This window comes from Alteribacter populi (genome assembly GCF_002352765.1).
In the GTDB taxonomy this organism is placed as follows: domain Bacteria; phylum Bacillota; class Bacilli; order Bacillales; family Salisediminibacteriaceae; genus Alteribacter; species Alteribacter populi.
On the sequence record NZ_KZ293963.1, the window covers coordinates 4083760 to 4099890 of the forward strand.

General features: G+C 40.1%; 12 protein-coding genes, 1 tRNA gene and 1 pseudogene. 8 read left to right on the plus strand and 6 right to left on the minus strand.

Annotated elements, in window-relative coordinates:
• Positions 1-67 precede the first annotated feature (67 nt).
• Positions 68-1714, plus strand: a complete 1647-nt coding sequence (locus tag CDZ94_RS18855; protein WP_096439770.1) for a M20/M25/M40 family metallo-hydrolase — start codon at positions 68-70, stop codon at positions 1712-1714.
• Between the two features lie 66 nt (positions 1715-1780).
• Here the strand turns inward: CDZ94_RS18855 and CDZ94_RS18860 are convergent, their stop codons facing one another.
• Both CDZ94_RS18860 and CDZ94_RS18865 read right to left on the minus strand, forming a co-directional pair.
• Positions 1781-2734 (minus strand): DUF4349 domain-containing protein, encoded by a 954-nt coding sequence (locus CDZ94_RS18860; RefSeq protein ID WP_157911784.1) that lies wholly within the window; start codon positions 2732-2734, stop codon positions 1781-1783.
• Positions 2735-2859: 125 nt separating this feature from the next.
• Positions 2860-3213 carry a DUF4363 family protein gene (locus CDZ94_RS18865; RefSeq protein WP_157812034.1) on the minus strand — a complete coding sequence of 118 codons (354 nt, stop codon included), beginning with the start codon at positions 3211-3213 and terminating at the stop codon, positions 2860-2862.
• 900 nt (positions 3214-4113) lie between these two features.
• Between CDZ94_RS18865 and CDZ94_RS18875 the strand changes: the two genes are divergently transcribed.
• Together CDZ94_RS18875 and CDZ94_RS18880 are read left to right on the plus strand one after the other, a co-directional pair.
• Positions 4114-4317: a DUF1657 domain-containing protein gene (locus CDZ94_RS18875; RefSeq protein ID WP_096439778.1), complete on the plus strand. Its 204-nt coding sequence runs from the start codon at positions 4114-4116 to the stop codon at positions 4315-4317.
• A gap of 276 nt (positions 4318-4593) precedes the next feature.
• Positions 4594-5457 (plus strand): DUF421 domain-containing protein, encoded by an 864-nt coding sequence (locus CDZ94_RS18880; RefSeq protein WP_096439780.1) that lies wholly within the window; start codon positions 4594-4596, stop codon positions 5455-5457.
• A 95-nt stretch (positions 5458-5552) separates the two neighbouring features.
• On the opposite strand, the pseudogene CDZ94_RS18885 reads toward CDZ94_RS18880, so the two are convergent.
• Positions 5553-6456 (minus strand): annotated as a pseudogene (locus tag CDZ94_RS18885) (aldo/keto reductase).
• Positions 6457-6704: 248 nt separating this feature from the next.
• Between CDZ94_RS18885 and CDZ94_RS18890 the strand changes: the two are divergent.
• Entirely contained in the window at positions 6705-9758 is a 3054-nt protein-coding gene (locus tag CDZ94_RS18890; protein ID WP_096439782.1) for an efflux RND transporter permease subunit, read from the plus strand.
• A gap of 128 nt (positions 9759-9886) precedes the next feature.
• On the opposite strand, the gene CDZ94_RS18895 is transcribed toward CDZ94_RS18890, so the two are convergent.
• Positions 9887-10762 (minus strand): SDR family oxidoreductase, encoded by an 876-nt coding sequence (locus CDZ94_RS18895; protein WP_096439784.1) that lies wholly within the window; start codon positions 10760-10762, stop codon positions 9887-9889.
• A 356-nt stretch (positions 10763-11118) separates the two neighbouring features.
• Positions 11119-11766 (minus strand): SGNH/GDSL hydrolase family protein, encoded by a 648-nt coding sequence (locus CDZ94_RS18900; RefSeq protein WP_096439786.1) that lies wholly within the window; start codon positions 11764-11766, stop codon positions 11119-11121.
• Positions 11767-11975: 209 nt separating this feature from the next.
• On the opposite strand from CDZ94_RS18900, the gene CDZ94_RS18905 reads away from it, so the two are divergent.
• The gene (locus tag CDZ94_RS18905; RefSeq protein WP_245415759.1) at positions 11976-13439 is read left to right on the plus strand and encodes an alkaline phosphatase family protein; all 1464 of its coding nucleotides are present in this window, start codon (positions 11976-11978) and stop codon (positions 13437-13439) included.
• Positions 13440-13515: 76 nt separating this feature from the next.
• On the opposite strand, the gene CDZ94_RS18910 is transcribed toward CDZ94_RS18905, so the two are convergent.
• Positions 13516-13902, minus strand: coding sequence for a DUF302 domain-containing protein (locus CDZ94_RS18910; protein ID WP_096439790.1), 387 nt, complete (start codon positions 13900-13902; stop codon positions 13516-13518).
• A gap of 124 nt (positions 13903-14026) precedes the next feature.
• On the opposite strand from CDZ94_RS18910, the gene CDZ94_RS18915 reads away from it, so the two are divergent.
• The 3 genes from CDZ94_RS18915 (at position 14027) to CDZ94_RS18925 (ending at position 16048) form a co-directional block, all read left to right on the plus strand.
• Positions 14027-14100 (plus strand) — tRNA-Gly (locus CDZ94_RS18915).
• A gap of 130 nt (positions 14101-14230) precedes the next feature.
• Positions 14231-15376: a tRNA epoxyqueuosine(34) reductase QueG gene (gene queG / locus CDZ94_RS18920; RefSeq protein WP_096439792.1), complete on the plus strand. Its 1146-nt coding sequence runs from the start codon at positions 14231-14233 to the stop codon at positions 15374-15376.
• A 141-nt stretch (positions 15377-15517) separates the two neighbouring features.
• Positions 15518-16048: a methylated-DNA--[protein]-cysteine S-methyltransferase gene (locus CDZ94_RS18925; protein WP_096439794.1), complete on the plus strand. Its 531-nt coding sequence runs from the start codon at positions 15518-15520 to the stop codon at positions 16046-16048.
• Positions 16049-16131 lie beyond the last annotated feature (83 nt).

The window sequence follows — 16131 nt, forward strand, 5'->3', positions numbered from 1 at the left end:
TACTTCCAAATCCGAAATAAATTTCGTATAGTAGTTCTAGAGGAATAATAGAAATGGGGGCAGGAGGATGCTGCAGTCTCGTGAGGAAGTGCTAGCTTTTACGAAACAGCTTGTTAGTATTGAAAGTATTGTGAATACGGATGGAGAAAAAGTGATGGCTCATTCGCTTCATACACTGATCTCATCTTTTTCTTATTTTACGGATCACCCAACGAATGTGACGATTGAACAAACTGTCGACGATGAGCAGGAAAGGTATAATGTCCTTGCTTTTGTAAAAGGGACGAAAAGTAGTAGTGATCGTACAATCATTTTGATGGGACATATGGATACGGTAGGAATTGATGATTTTGCGCAAATAAAAGATCATGCCTGTTCACCGGAGACATTGATGGAGGCCTTAAAGGACGGGGACCTGCCGGTTTCTGTCAGAGAGCAGCTTGAGTCAGGGGACTGGTTATTTGGCCGGGGTGTACTTGATATGAAAAGTGGCTTGGCGTGTCACTTATATTTACTAAAGTATTATTCCGAGCATCCTGAAGAGCTTGAAGGGAACATTGTCTTTTTAGCAGAATGTGATGAAGAGGACGGTTCTCACGGCATTCTTTCGGCTTTAAAAACGTTGAAGAAATGGAAAAATGAGTACGACTTTGATTATGTTGCGGCGATTAATGGTGATTTTGTTTCACCACGGTTTGAAGGCGATGAGAACCGTTATATTTACAAGGGAACGGTTGGAAAACTTCTTCCTTCCTTCTTTGTTACTGGCGCGGAGACTCATGTAGGTTCTTGTTTTGAGGGGTTGGATCCTAACTTTATTGTAGCTGAGTTAACAAGACAAATTAGCTATAATCCAGAGCTTTGTAATGAAGCGTATGGGGAGACGACTGTGCCACCGGTAGCTTTGAAACAAACTGACTTAAAACCGTCCTATACGGTACAAACTGCTTTGTCTGCTTATGCGTACTACAATTTTTTTGTGCATTCATGGACGCCAGGTGAGGTATTGGAAAAGCTTAAAGAACAAGCTTTCATTGCTTTTCAAAATGCATTAAGGTCTTATAAAGAGAGGTATGCGCAGTTTTGTAAAGTAAGCGGTGAGCCTTTTCAGGATGTTATATGGAGGCCAAGGGTATTTACTTATGAAGAAATAGACCAGTTGCTTGTTGAGAAAAATGGTGCTCCTTATGTTCGCTATATGAATAATTTTAAACAAAGCTTGCTGGAAGATGAAGCGTTGGATACGCGGATGTTTGCAGCAAGGGTGGTCGAAGAAGCATGGAAATGGATGGAGGATAAAGATCCTGCGATAGTGCTGTTTTATTCGTCTTTATATTCTCCGCGTATTGATATAACAGGTAAAACAAAGAAAGAGCAGGATTTAATTGAGGCGCTTGATCAAGCGGTAGAAACGATTCAGCCACAGTATTCCTATCCTATTGTTACGAAGAACTTCTTCCCTTATATTTCAGATATGAGTTTTGTTGCGCTAAGTGATAATGAAAAAGGGATTGAAGCAGTCAGTAAAAATAATCCGGGATGGGGAACAAAGCATTACGTGGATTATCAAGCAATTCGAGACATCAATGTGCCGGTCATTAATATTGGCCCCTATGGCATTGATGCCCACAAAAAGCTTGAAAGAACAGAAATGATGTATTCATATGAAGTAGTACCAAATCTAACAAACTTGGTAATAAAAAGTTTGTTGTAAAGGAAAGTGCCTGACCCCCGGTACTGCACCGCGGTGCAGTACCGGGGGTCAGGCACTTATTTTTTCTTATTCTTTTTTATTACGAGTGTTCCGTTTGTGATACAAAAGTGCTGCGGCAGCCAAAATCAACAGAGGCACGAGGACAGGTGATAGTCCGATGATGAAAATGAAAATGCTTGAAACGATGGTAATTAGAAAGTTAATTGTATCCATAAAGAGGCTATGAGCACGTTCTGTGGTATTTAGTGATCCCTGATCTTGGATGGAGGCCACGTTGACTCTTTTTTCGTGTAATTGAATTGTAATGGTTGAATAGGCGACGTGGTCTTCTAAATAATTCATTCTGCCTTTAATTTGTTCGATTTCCTCCTGAACTTCAGAAAGATCTTGGGAAATATCTAGTAAATCTTCGGTGTTTTCTGCACCATCTAAGAAGGACAGTAAGCGCTCCTCGACGGTTTCTTTGGATCTCAGACGCGATTCGAGATCAACATACTCTTCTGTTACGTCATTTCCGTGAGTTGATTTTTCAAGAACGTTTGCACTAGTTGCTTCCAGTTCGTTGAGAAAAGGATGGAAGTAGTCTTGAGGCATTCTTACTACTAGGGTCCCAACTCGTTGTTCTTGCTCCCCGCTTTGATAGACGGAAGACTCTACGATGTAGCCATTGACATTTTCTACTTCTTCGTGAATCCGGTTATGTGCTTGGTCATAGTCGTTCACTTCGATCGAAATGTTTCCATTGTAAATCACCATTTGCTCTGATAAGGTGTCTGAATGCAAATGTTCCTCTTCTTCAACAGACCGGTCATCCTGAACAACTTCAGGTTCACTTTGATCTGCGGATGATTCTACAAATCCAGCATCGTAACTGTTTGTTGAGTCCGACATTTCTTCTCTACTAACATCCTCACCATACTCCGCAGCTTCGTCTTGGTTGGTGTTACTACAACCAAAGAAGATAAGGACTATTACAAGGGTGGAAAGAATAATCGATAATCCCCGTTTTCCATTCATCATTTTAATGCCCCCAGTCTTTACGTACATAGACGTAAGAGTGAGGAAAAAAGTTACAGTGATTTTTTGAGATAGTGCCTGTCCCCCGGTGCATTAATGCACCGGGGGACAGGCACTGTTTTTCATATTTAAAGGTTATAGATGAGGAACATCCGGTGCTTAATTTCTCTTAATCCTACTTTAGACTCTAATTCGTCTTGATCTTTTAGAGTTTCTTTTAGTTTTTCAATTTCTAACTCAATTTCTTCATAATCATCTATTGCGCCTAAGAGTTGCATTTTCCATTTCCGGTGTTCATAACTGTTTTGAAATTCATTAATGTTAGATAAGGCCTTTTCCCATTGTTCCTGGTCAATTTGTACGTGTAGTTCATCAATTTTTTCAAATAGTAATTCATCTTTTTCAGTGATGGATACATTGCTACAGCCTGTTAAGAAAATAATAATTATGATTAAAGTTACGCTTCTACTTGTACTAACCACGTAAACACTCCTTAAAACATTTTTAATGAATTTACAGTATGGTTAGATTTAGTTTGCCCAAAAATAGTGTGTGAAATTAGTGGTGCCGTTTATTTATTTCTCATTTGCCAGGTAGTATAAATGAGAGTAGTGCATAAATCAAAGCTATAAATAATGATCCATAAATAACTAATGATGTTGAAGAAATTGCTTTTAAAAAATAGTGGAAGAGTAAAAAATGGCTCATTGAAAACCAACAGCTTAATGTTATATAAATCTTTATTTATATTAAGATCTATTAAAAACCATACGAGATGAATGGTGAGAAAAGTAGTCGTATGTATTAAAAAAAGTTTCCTTCGGTATTTCGTATACACATAGATATTCTCACTAAACGTGGTTCGTGTTTTTTTGAATTTTTTTTGTAGAAACTGATCGAGACGTTGAATATCAGAACTTCCTATAGTAGTAGCATAAACGATAAAAATGATGATAATTAATTGAAATAAAGAAATTTTGTTTGTAAAGGAATAATCTATAAAGACCAATATAGCCTGAAAAAAGGTGCACAGGATAATCATAGTTAAGAACAATTGACTAAGTCGAACAAAACTAAACTTATAACGACTGAGAAAAAACAAAACTAAACATATCCAAGTAAGTCCTTCAGACACTATTAATAATAGCCATTCATGTTCATATAGGAATGACAGGGGTTTTCACCTCTTCTTCTTTTAAAATTAGTTTATGTCCTAATTTTTACTATATGTTCAAATAATAGGTGTCTTACAGGGGAAGGTAACTTCCAGTGGGTATGCAAACTTCAAATCATAATATATTAACAACGTTACTTAAAAAAGATATATGGCGAATGGTCAGGGGGAAAAATAAAATTCATCGTGGTTTAAGGAGGTTAAAAAAGTGACAGTAGGTATACAAGTCAAGCAAGCACTGGTTAACGCAAAAAGTGTTCAAGCAAACTTTGAGACTTTTGCATCGCAAACTCAAGATGAGGTAGCTAAACAAATGTATTCTAAAGCTGCAACACAGATTCAGGATGTAATCGAAGGGTTAGAAACGAGAGTGGAACAAATTGAGCAAGAGGATCCTGGATACCGAGGGTAAATCAAGGTTTGTACTTTCTAAGAAATGTAGGCTAACTCAAGACTTTTGAGTCAGCCTTTTTTAGGTTTTTTTTAAAATTCGGCTTTAATTCTATTTTAGTATATCAATTTCATTCAAGTTAGAGAGAGTTGTTTTTATTCCTCCTCTTTGCTGAATAGGTTTGCACAAATTACTCATACTACATCTGAAATCAAAGTTAAAATCATATGTTTTGATTTAGTTTGCCCGATAATGTACAAGTAGTACATTTTTGAGGACACATAAGAGGTGAACTAGGTGACTGAATTAGGAACGGTATTGATTCGTGGCATAGTCGGATTTATTTTATTATTCATATTGGCACGGATTATGGGAAAAAAACATATGACAGACATGACCTTTTATGAATATATCGTAGGGATTGCGATCGGAAGTATCGCTGCGGAATTAACGTTTGGCACGGAAGTAAGGATGTCAAACTTTATTCTGGGTATGATCCTTTGGGCCATATTCCCGCTTATTGTCTCTAAGATAGAACTAAAATCATTTAGGTTTCGAGTACTTACTGAAGGACATCCCACTGTTTTAATTGAAAATGGAAAAATCCTCGAGAAAAATTTTAAAAAAGAAGATTTAACAATTGATGAACTGATGATTCATCTTCGTCAAAAGGATGCTTTTAAAATATCTGAAGTTGAATCAGCTGTCATGGAAAAAAATGGACAGATAAGCATTATGAAAAAAAGCGATTCACAGCCCTTAACCACAAAAGATATGGGAATGACTGTAGAACTTGAGCACCAGCCTCGTCTTGTTATTGTAGATGGAAATGTTATGGAAAAAAGTTTAAATGAATATGGTTATACGAAAGAATGGTTGAAAGGGGAAATCATGAAGCAGGGAGCGAAAGATTTTTCTGAAGTATTTTTGGCTCAAATTGATTCCATGGGAAATGTTTATCTTGATTTGTATAACGATAATTTGAAAATGCCGCAAATTAAGCAAAAACTGTTAGTAGCAGCAAATATTAAGCAACTTCAGGCAAATTTAATGAATTTTTCTTTGCAAACCGAAAACGAAGATGCAAAGGAGATGTATCAAACTCATGCGAAAAAAATGGATACGTTGATAGACGAAATGACTGTCTACTTAAAAGAGTAGTGTACCTAGTCTGTAAAAGGAAAGGTGCCTGACCCCCGGCGCGTTAATGCATTAACGCGCCGGGGGTCAGGCACCATTTTTTTTAACTAATTGCTTTACGGCACTTCATACCCCATCGAACTATGCAAAATTTCAAACCATTGATCGCGTGTTAGACGGTGGTCGAGTGCACGAACCGCTGAGTCAATGCGCTTCGTTTTTCCGGAACCAACAATTGGAAGAATCCCGGCTGGGTGAGTTAACAGCCATGCATACATTACTTCAGAAATATCTTCTGTACCTAGTTCTTCACCTACTTTTGTGAGCGTATCATTTAATCGTGTGGATTTGTCGTCAGCTCTAGAGAAGATAGCTCCTCCTGCAAGTGGGGACCAAGCCATAGGTGGCATACGTTTTTCCATACATAGATCAAGAGTGCCATCGTTGATGTTTTCCAGTTGATAAGCGGAAACTTCTACTTGGTTCGTAACAAGTTTGTCTTCTAAGTAAGACTGCAGCATATTTAGCTGATGACGTTTAAAGTTACTTACACCGAAGGAACGGACTTTCCCTTGCTGTTTCAATTGTGTGAAGGCCTCAGCAACCTCTTCAGGGTTCATCATCGGATCGGGGCGATGAATAAGCAGCGTTTCTAGGTAGTCAGTTTTTAGACTCATTAATGAGTTTTCCACTGATTGTATGATGTGTTTTTTTTGATGTGTTGTAGTGATGCGAGCGATGTTCAGGCCGGTTCGGCGATTCAAGAACAATTCCGCATTTGGTTACGAGTTCAATCTTATCTCGAAGCGATGGTTTCAGTGCGAGAGCATCGCCAAAAAGACTTTCGCACGTATAGCTTCCGTAAATATCTGCATGGTCAAATGTCGTGATTCCTTGATCAATGCAGTGCTCAATTAGCGCTAACGTCTCGTCGGCTGTATAGTTCCATTCATTTAACCGCCAAGCGCCATGGACAATCTTGGAATAGGAAAGGTCTTTTGTTAGTTGGATTCTGTTCATGTTCAACTCTCCCTTAAGTATGTAACGGTTCCCCTCATTAAATCATTAATCGATCGAAAATACCAACCAGGGTGCCTGACCCTCGGTGCTGTGACGCAGTAACGCACCGGGGGTCAGGCACCCGAAAAGACACTCGAAAATTCACCCGAAAAAAAATGGAATTATTTTCACAAAAAAGGAAACCGGGTTGCTCTTAATACGTACGTTAAGAAGGGTGTTGTTAAAAAACTTTTGGAAGAGGGAATGAGATGTCTTTATTAAGTAAGTTAGTGCAAAGGAAAATTGTCATTGGGTTAATGGTTGTGTTTGTTTTTATCGTTGGATTGTATTCCATGAACAAATTGGATAAGGAGCTTATGCCATCGATTGATTTTAATATGGCGATGGTTACAGCTAATGCGGGGGATATGCCAGTATTGGACGTGGAAGAGAGGGTTACCAAGCCGATTGAGCAATTGTTAGAAAGTACAGACGGTGTTGAATCATTTCAATCGTCATCTGCGGTTGGGAGCAGTTCGGTTTTTGTAGAAATTGAAGAAGGACGAACGGATGAAGTAACCCGGGAAATTGAAGCAGGGATGGGAAGCATAGAATCGGAGACTGCTGGGGTCAACTTCATTCAAGTCTTTCCTATGTCAACTGACCAAGATTATGAGTTTTATATGGAAGTCTCTGGTGGTACGTTAGAGGAAATGACTGAATTTGCTCGAAATGTAGTCGAACCGAGACTGGAAGCTCATCCGGAAGTTCGCGATGTAAACTTAAGCGGTCTTCAGGAAACGGAATACGTCATTGAGTTTGATCGCGAGGACCTCATGGAGAATGGTTTGGATATGAATCAAGTCATCTCCGTTCTTCAGCAAACTAACATAGAAACTTCATTAGGAGAGCTAGCAGAAGATGAAAATGAGCCGGCTGTGCGTTGGAACACAGCGTTTTCCTCATTAGATGAAATAAAGGATACGAACATTCCAACAGCGAATGGACCGGTGAAATTAGAAGAAGTAGCTGAAGTAACGGTTCAGCACCAGCAGTATTCATCACTCGCATGGAAGGATGGCAACAGAGATTTTATTTTCGTTGAAATTGGCCGCGCGAATGGCTATACCCAGCTTGATATGGCTGAAGCAGTTCGTTCAGAGGTAGAAGAAATAAAAGAAGCCGGATTAGGTTCTGAATTTTCTTTTACGGAAATCGTCACCCAAGCTGACTATGTAACGGAATCACTTGATGGCGTGACACAAAACGTGATTATTGGCGGGGTTCTTGCCTTATTTGTTCTCATGTTGTTTTTGAGAAATTTCCGTGCAACAGTCATTGTCGGTTTAGCGATTCCTGTATCGATTTTACTTACATTTTCTTCGATGTGGTTCTTTGGCTACAGTTTAAATGTCATTACGCTTATTGCGTTAGGACTTGGAATTGGGATGATGGTGGACGCTTCGATTGTTATTTTAGAGTCGATCTACCGTAAGAAAGAACAAGGCTTTGAGAAAATTGAAGCGGTCACAAAGGGGGTCAAAGAAGTCGCTACTGCAGTTATTGCTTCGATGCTAACTACAGTTGTTGTCTTCGTACCTGTGGGTCTTTTTGGCGGTGAGTTCGGATCGTTTATCTTAATACTTTCTGTCGTCATTGTCATTACACTCGTAAGCTCAGTAGTCGTTTCTTTTACATTGATTCCCTCCCTTGCAGAAAACTTTTTAAAGCTTCGGAATCGTGATAAGAAGAAAAGGCAAAAGCCGAGTCGAGTCATTGATGGATATGGTAATCTTGTCAGCTGGCTGACAGTGAAAAAGCGTCGCAGATACGGTATGATTTTCCTGTTTTTCATTGTATTTGTAGCCTCTTTAGCAATGACGACACGTGTGCCAATGACTGTTATGCCGGACGTGTTTAATCGCTACGCAGAAGTTGGAATCGAATTAGAAAGTGGGCTAACGCCGACAGAACGAAATGAAATTGTCGAAGCCGCACATGAAAAGTTGGTTGACGTACAGGATGTTGAATCCAACGTATTTATCGACGATCCCCAATATTTATTTGCGATTATTAACATGACGACCGGAAATGATATTACACAGTCACAGGATGAAGTCAATCTTGCCATCACCGAAGCATTGCGGGAGTTAGAAGATGAGTTTCCTGTCGCAAGTGTCGGCATGATGATGATGGGGCCTGGTGCTGGCGACCCTGTTCAACTCATGGTAACAGGCCAGGATTTAGGTGAAGTTCAAACACTAAGCGATGAATTAGTGACTGAATTAAGAACAGTGGATGGCTTAGTCAACATTTCTACATCGATGGACAAAACGATGGAGGAACGTCAATTTGTTTTCGATGAAGAGACGCTAGAAGGTGATGGTGTTACTTCAACGGATATTTATCATCAGCTTCAAGGCTCTTTCTCTGAAATTCTTGTAGGTGAAATAATGGAAAGCGGTGTTGAAATTCCGCTTTTTGCCAAGTTAAATGCCCCGATCGAAAGTGAGCGTGCATTAGAGGATTTTGAAGTTTTCACAGCTGCAGGTTCAGAGTCACTATCAAAATATATGAATCTTGAAACGATTAGTTCGCCAACAAAAATTGACCGAGACAATGGCGATCGTTACGTGACCGTTTCTGCAGGTATCGAAGGTCGCGATTTAGGGTCAGTTACACGTGAAGTTCAAGAAATAGTCGGAGAGTTTGATACGCCAATGGGGTATTCAGTAGCCTCTGCTGGTGATATTGCTGCACAGCAGGAGATGATTGAAGATTTACTTATCGTACTTGGAATTTCGATCTTTCTCGTTTATGTAGTGATGGCGATTCAATTTAACAGTCTCGTACATCCGCTAATCGTAATGTCGATTATCCCAATGACGACAATTGGAGCGATCATTGCTCTTCTCGTTACTCAGCGTGAACTTAGTATATTGTCTGCGATGGGTCTTCTTATGCTCATTGGAATCGTATTAAATAACGCGATTTTACTCATTGACCGAACAAAACAACTGCGCAAAGAAGGACTCAGCGTAAATGAAGCCGTTATTGAGGCAGGGAAAAACCGCATTCGACCGATTTTTATGACAACACTTACGACGGTAGGCGGTATGCTCCCACTTGCCATTGCAACCGGATCAGCGAGCAACTACCAGGCACCTCTTGCAACTGTGATCATAGGTGGCCTTCTATTTGCTACACTTATTACACTCGTGTTAATCCCATCAGTTTATTTACTGTTTGAAGATATGGGAAGAGGGTTCAAGCGTCTTTTCAACCGAAAGAAGAAAAAGCGTGCAGTATCAGACATAGCCTAGATTTACGACATATGTGAAAAAGCAGCTCTCCAGGAAGTGATGACGGAGAGCTGCTTTTTGTAGTGGCTTATTGTGGTGCCTGACCCCCACCACGTTAATGCGTCACCGTGGTGGGGGTCAGGCACCAGTTATCCTACAATGTCGCCTCCGTTGACATGTAGTACTTGGCCGGATACGTAAGAAGAATCTCCTGAAGCTAAGTAAACGTAGCTTGGCGCGAGTTCTGCCGGCTGACCTGGGCGGCCCATTGGAGTCGATGTTCCAAATGTTGCAACGTCATTTTCCGGAAACGAAGCAGGAATAAGCGGTGTCCATATTGGACCTGGTGCTACGCCATTGACGCGAATGCCCTTGGAGACAAGACTTTCAGAGAGGGAACGAGTAAGTGCTACGAGAGCTCCTTTCGTTGCAGCGTAGTCCATCAAAACGGGCATGCCTTTGTAAGCGACAATCGAAACGGAGTTGATGATCGTACTGCCTTCTTGTAAATGGTTCAGTGCCGCTTTTGTGAAGTGAAAACATGAAAAGATATTCGTTTCGAATGTACGATACAATTGCGCTGTAGATATGTCACGAATGTCTTTTGCATAATGCTGTTCCGCAGCGTTATTCACGAGAGTATCGAGCTTACCGAATTGAGCGACTGTTTTTTCGACAGCATCTATACAGAACTGTTCGTCACCAATGTCCCCTGAAAAAAGAATGCAAGCTTGTCCTTTACCTTCGATGAGTTTCTTCGTCGTTTCCGCATCTCCATGTTCGTCTTTATAGACAATTGCTACATTTGCCCCTTCCTTGGCAAATGCGATAGCAACCGCACGTCCGATCCCACTGTCACCACCAGTTATGAGAGCGACTTTACTTGTTAATTTTCCGCTTCCGGTGTATTCAATGTCGTCAAAGATGGGCATCGGGTTCATTTCCGATTCGATTCCCGGCTGACGTGGTTGTTTTTGCGCAGGTTGTCCTGCTGTTTGTAGATATTTTGCTTCTTCATACTTCATATGTTGCCACTCCTTATTTGCATATTCCTAAAAAGGTGATAATTGACAATCGGACAGCAATTTTTTGTTGATTTTATATTTGAATAAATTTCATAATTCTGAGCCCAGGCGGCTCAAGTGTTCTAAGACATGAAAAAGCGAGACTCCTGCGGAAAAACGGACCAGCCGAGACCCCGCAGGGCACTTTTCCTGAGGGGACTTGACGGTTCGTCCGCGGAAAGCGAGCAGACGCAGGCCAACGGAGCTGCAAGAAGATACGCTTTTTACAATAAGTAATAATCAAAAAATGGGAAGAGATATTATTTTGAAGTTGTGTGCTTTTTTAAACAAATGAATTTGTAATAATGATTAAAAAGTTATGGATAAACAGGATTCTTATTTAGCTGTGAGGACAATTGATTTCTTTTCGCAACAAACAGCTCGCTAATTTTCCGGTAACCTTCATCATTTGGATGAATTTCATCCGCCAGTAAATGAGTCCGGTCTAAAAAATAGTGAAAAGGGTCAATGAAGTCAACGCTGTATTTGTTAGATAAACAAGCATACATATGGTTCACTCGTTGGATGAGTGTGTTGAGTCGATGATAATGTGGATGGGTAGGTATACCGGGATTATATAATCCCATGATCAATATATGAACACGGGGATTGTGAGTTTTGATGTTACTAATAATTCGATGCAAATTCCACTTTAATTTTTGAGTGGTTACAAGAAAATGCCATGCGCTTCCATTCGCTCTATATGTTCGAATAAGATCATTGCCACCGATAGTGATCGTTATGTCAGTAGCCCGCCGCCAAATTTTTTTTATGTTTTTCTTTTCCAAATACTGCTGTAATTCAGTACTATTCATTCCAGAGCAACCCAAATTAGTATATTTACAAGAGTGTGTAGTTTTTAATGACTGGAAGTATTGAAAAGGAAATGAATGTTCCTCTGCAGAAGCGCCGACTCCACACGTTAGGGAATCACCAACAGCTACATAAATCGTTTCATTCTGCATGATACCTCTCCTCGTTTCAAAAACAGCATTATTAAGAGGTATTTTTTCTTTTTAATGAACTTTTTATGATGGGATGTCTTACCACTAAAAAATATATGGAGTATAGGCAAGGCACTCAATTCAACATGAATAAACCTCATCGTTTTCTTCACACTATTTATAAGTTATGGTTTCTGAAGTTTTAAACATTACTTGTTCGGAGGATGATGATGAAACAAGCACCTAAACCGGTTATCTTATTAATTATTGATACATTAATGAGTACCCCATTAGAGGAAGCTGTTCAAACTGGCTATGCGCCAGCTTTACAATATTTAATGGAAAAAGGGAAATATTTTCCTCATGTCGTAAGCTCTTTTCCGACGATGTCAGTAACGATCGAGAGTACTTTACTAACAGGCGAGTATGCTGATAAGCACCGTTTGCCAGCGTTAATTTGGTATGACGAGGACGAGAAAAGAGTAATTAACTATGGAACTGGGATTAAAGAGGTAGTTAAAACAGGGTTCTCTCCATTTATTAAAGATATGTATTATAACTTAAATAACGTCCACTTAAGTCAGCAAGTGAAAACCATTCATGAGGAACTAGCAGAAAAAGGGCTTGACAGTGCTTCGATTAATGCGTTTGTATATCGAGGTAATAGTCAGAAGCAAATTCAGCTGCCAAGGATGCTGCAGATGTTAACTGACTACGATGATCCATGGGAAATAAGAACTTCAACACTTTGGTCTCTCGGTTCGTTTTCAAAATTTAGTTCAAAAACAAAAACGCCTCAATTATTTTCAGGAAACTACAAAGCGGGATTTCATGAGTTGCGCTATTTAATTAAAAAACGCTGTCTTCCATCCTTTACATTCTGTGTGATCCAAGATCTTGATTTAAGAGTACATGAAAAAGGGCCAATGGATTTAAATGGAATTAAAAAGGTTGACCGCAAGTTGCAAAAAGTTCTTGGGTTATTTTCCAGTTGGGATCACGCCTTAGAAAAGTGTACGTGGATAGTGATGTCGGACAATGGGCATGCATCTATGGGCAAAAAGCGCAGGCAATACGTTATTGATTTACGCAAATTATTAAAAGGCTTTAAGATTAAGAAAGATAAGGTTGGAGTACAGCCAAAAGATGAGATCGTGCTTTGCGTAAATCAACGAACGGCATTTGTTTATTGCGTTGGAGATCAAATTATTAAAAACAATGTGGTTCAACGACTAAAGCAAGATAAAAGAATAGACCTCATTGCTTGGCAAGAAGGCGAGCAAACACATGTTGTTTCAGGTGAAAAAGAGGGAGAGCTTTTATTTAGCTGTGGGGGAGAATATTTGGATTTGTATCAGCAAAGCTGGACAATCTCAGGAAATGAACATTTATTAGACATCACAATTAGCGATAAACAGCTTCATTATGGTGATTTTCCTGATGCTCTTGCTCGCCTTTCCAGTAGCCTAAAATCACATAAAGGGAATTATCTTGTCATTACAGCAAAACCCGGATATGAATTCAGGTCAGAAGCTTCGCCAATACATAATGGAGGAGCTGCACATGGGTCGTTGCACAAGCAGGAATCATTCGTTCCTATGATTGTTACTGGAACGAACAATTATCCAGAGCATGAGCGGATCGTAGATTTTAAACCGTGGATTTTAAGTCTTTTGCAGGCTGGTCATACGTGAAATATAAGCCTATTTAAAGTGTTCTGTTGGCATTTGGAACGTTAGGCAAGTAGATCCTTGCCTAACGCACCAGTCATTACGCTGCTTTTTCAATACATCTCATCATTCGCTGCTCCACATCATTTGCCACGTGGCGAACTTGTGAATCATCGACGAAATCCATTAATGATGTGGGCTTTGGCATTCCAATGTATGTCTGGCCTTGATCAACGTAAACAACAACTTTACACGGTAAAAAATAACCGGCCATTTTGTTGGTTTCTAGCACTTGTTTCGCATCTTTTGGATTGCAAACTTCTAAAATGTAGAAGTTATCGTCAAATCCAAGACCCTTTTCATCAAGTTTTTCTTTTACATTAAATGACCATAGGACACCAAATTCTTCTTCCTTTAGTGTACTTTCTAAGTCAGAAAGTACTTGTTCGGGGTGTTTATCGGTTTTCACAGTGAAATCAAAATTCATTTCTCAATACCTCCCTTTAATCTATCTCTTCCCATTCTTCGTTATTACCTAGCTGGATTCCTTTAAAACATCCGGAAGTTTGACTTCCCTTTGTGCGAGTAGTACAATGCATACAGGTAGTCGCGCGGGTGTAGTTTAGTGGTAAAACCTCAGCCTTCCAAGCTGATGATGTGGGTTCGATTCCCATCACCCGCTCCATAATGTTTGTAGATGAATGAAAATTATAGACAAAGTAGTGTTTCGTGGGGTGTTAATGAAACGCTACTTTTTTCGTATGTAAATAGAGGTTTAAATGTTTTTGGGAATTGCAAAAAAGGAGGTGAATTCCGTGACAGGTGCCCAGCTAAAAGAAGAAATCATTGCATATAGTAAAACCATAGGCATTGACAAAATCGGCTTTGCATCAGCAAACCCCTTTGTGACGTTAAAAGATCGTTTACTTGCGCAACAAGAACTGGGTTATCAATCTGGCTTTGAAGAGGCTGATGTTGATAAACGCACGGAACCCAGCCTCTTGTTACCAGAGGCGAGAACGATTGTTGCAATCGCTCTTGCATACCCTTCGAAAATGAAGGGTGCCCCGGTCTCCAAAAAGGGGGAGCGCCGGGGGATTTTTTGTAGAGCTTCATGGGGAGAAGATTACCACCATATATTGAGGCGAAAGCTAAAACAGCTTGAGTCCTTTATTTTAAGTAAAGTTCCGTCAGCAAAGAATGCCTCGATGGTAGATACAGGGGAGCTTTCTGACCGGGCCGTAGCAGAACGGGCTGGGATTGGCTGGAGCGGAAAAAACTGTGCAATCATATCTCCAGAGTTAGGCTCGTATATGTATTTAGGAGAGATGATTACAACGGTTTCGCTTCCTCCAGATCAACCGATTGAAGATCAGTGTGGCACATGTAATAAGTGTGTCGATGCTTGCCCTACCGGTGCGCTTGTTCAGGGAGGACAATTAGATTCAGGTAAGTGTATTGCCTTTTTAACTCAAACGAAAGGTTTTTTACCTGAGCGATATCGAAAAAAAATAGGAAATCGTCTCTACGGTTGCGATACATGTCAGGTCGTTTGTCCGAAAAATAAAGGGAAAGATTTTCACCATCATGTAGAAATGGAGCCCGATCCCGAAGTAGTCAAACCAAAGCTGGAACCTTTGCTTACAATTAGCAACCGGGCATTTAAAGAAACCTATGGGTATATGTCAGGTTCATGGCGCGGGAAAAAGCCGATTCAGCGTAATGCGATTATCGCACTTGCTCATTTTAAAGAGGAACAATCATTGCCGGTGTTATATGATCTGCTTGAAAAAGATCCTCGTCCTGTTATTCGTGGAACAGCTGCTTGGGCTATTGGAACGATCGGTGGTGAAGAAAAGTCTGAAAAAGCTCTTGTGCAGGCGAAAGAAAGAGAAAACGACTCAGAAGTCTTAGCTGAAGTCGAAAGAGGACTTGAGATCCTGTTAAATAAGCAAATATAACCTTGGAAAGACGTGCAGTTGTTCAGTAGGATAAGGATAGTCCCTTTTTTAATGTTCTAAAGGATGTTTTAATAAGTTCTTTTTGAACCACCTATTAGGGAAAGAAAAAAATGAGATTTGGACTGAAATGAGGGGTTATTTATGACGAAACGGTCTTTCATTTACTACACAGAAATGAATAGTCCGATCGGAGCCTTAACGGTGGCAAGCACAGATATTGGTGTTTGTTTGATCCAATTCGGTCCGGTGAAAGAAACGTGCTCAGTTATTCAAACATGGACAAAAAAACATTTCATGAATGCAGAGCTAAAGGCAGATGAAGAAAGGCTTCAACCTGTAGTCGAGCAGCTAGAAGAATACTTTTTAGGCCACAGATCAACCTTTGACCTTGATTTAGACCTCGTAGGTACGAAATTTCAATGTCTCGTTTGGAAAAGGATTAAAGAAATTCCTTATGGGGAAACAAGATCGTATAAGCAGATTGCCACAGAAATTGGTGCACCTAAAGCTGTTCGTGCGATCGGAGGAGCTAACAATCAAAACCCAGTTCCAATTATCGTCCCGTGCCACCGCGTGATCGGCAGTAACGGCTCCATGGTCGGCTATGGCGGCGGACTAGACAAAAAAGAATACCTTCTGAAAATGGAAGGCGCAATAGAGAAGATTTCATAACTACTTAAAATAGAGGGAGGCCAAATCCACGGCCCCCTCTATTATTTTTGGGGAGGAATTTCGAGATGCTAAATAATGTTCAA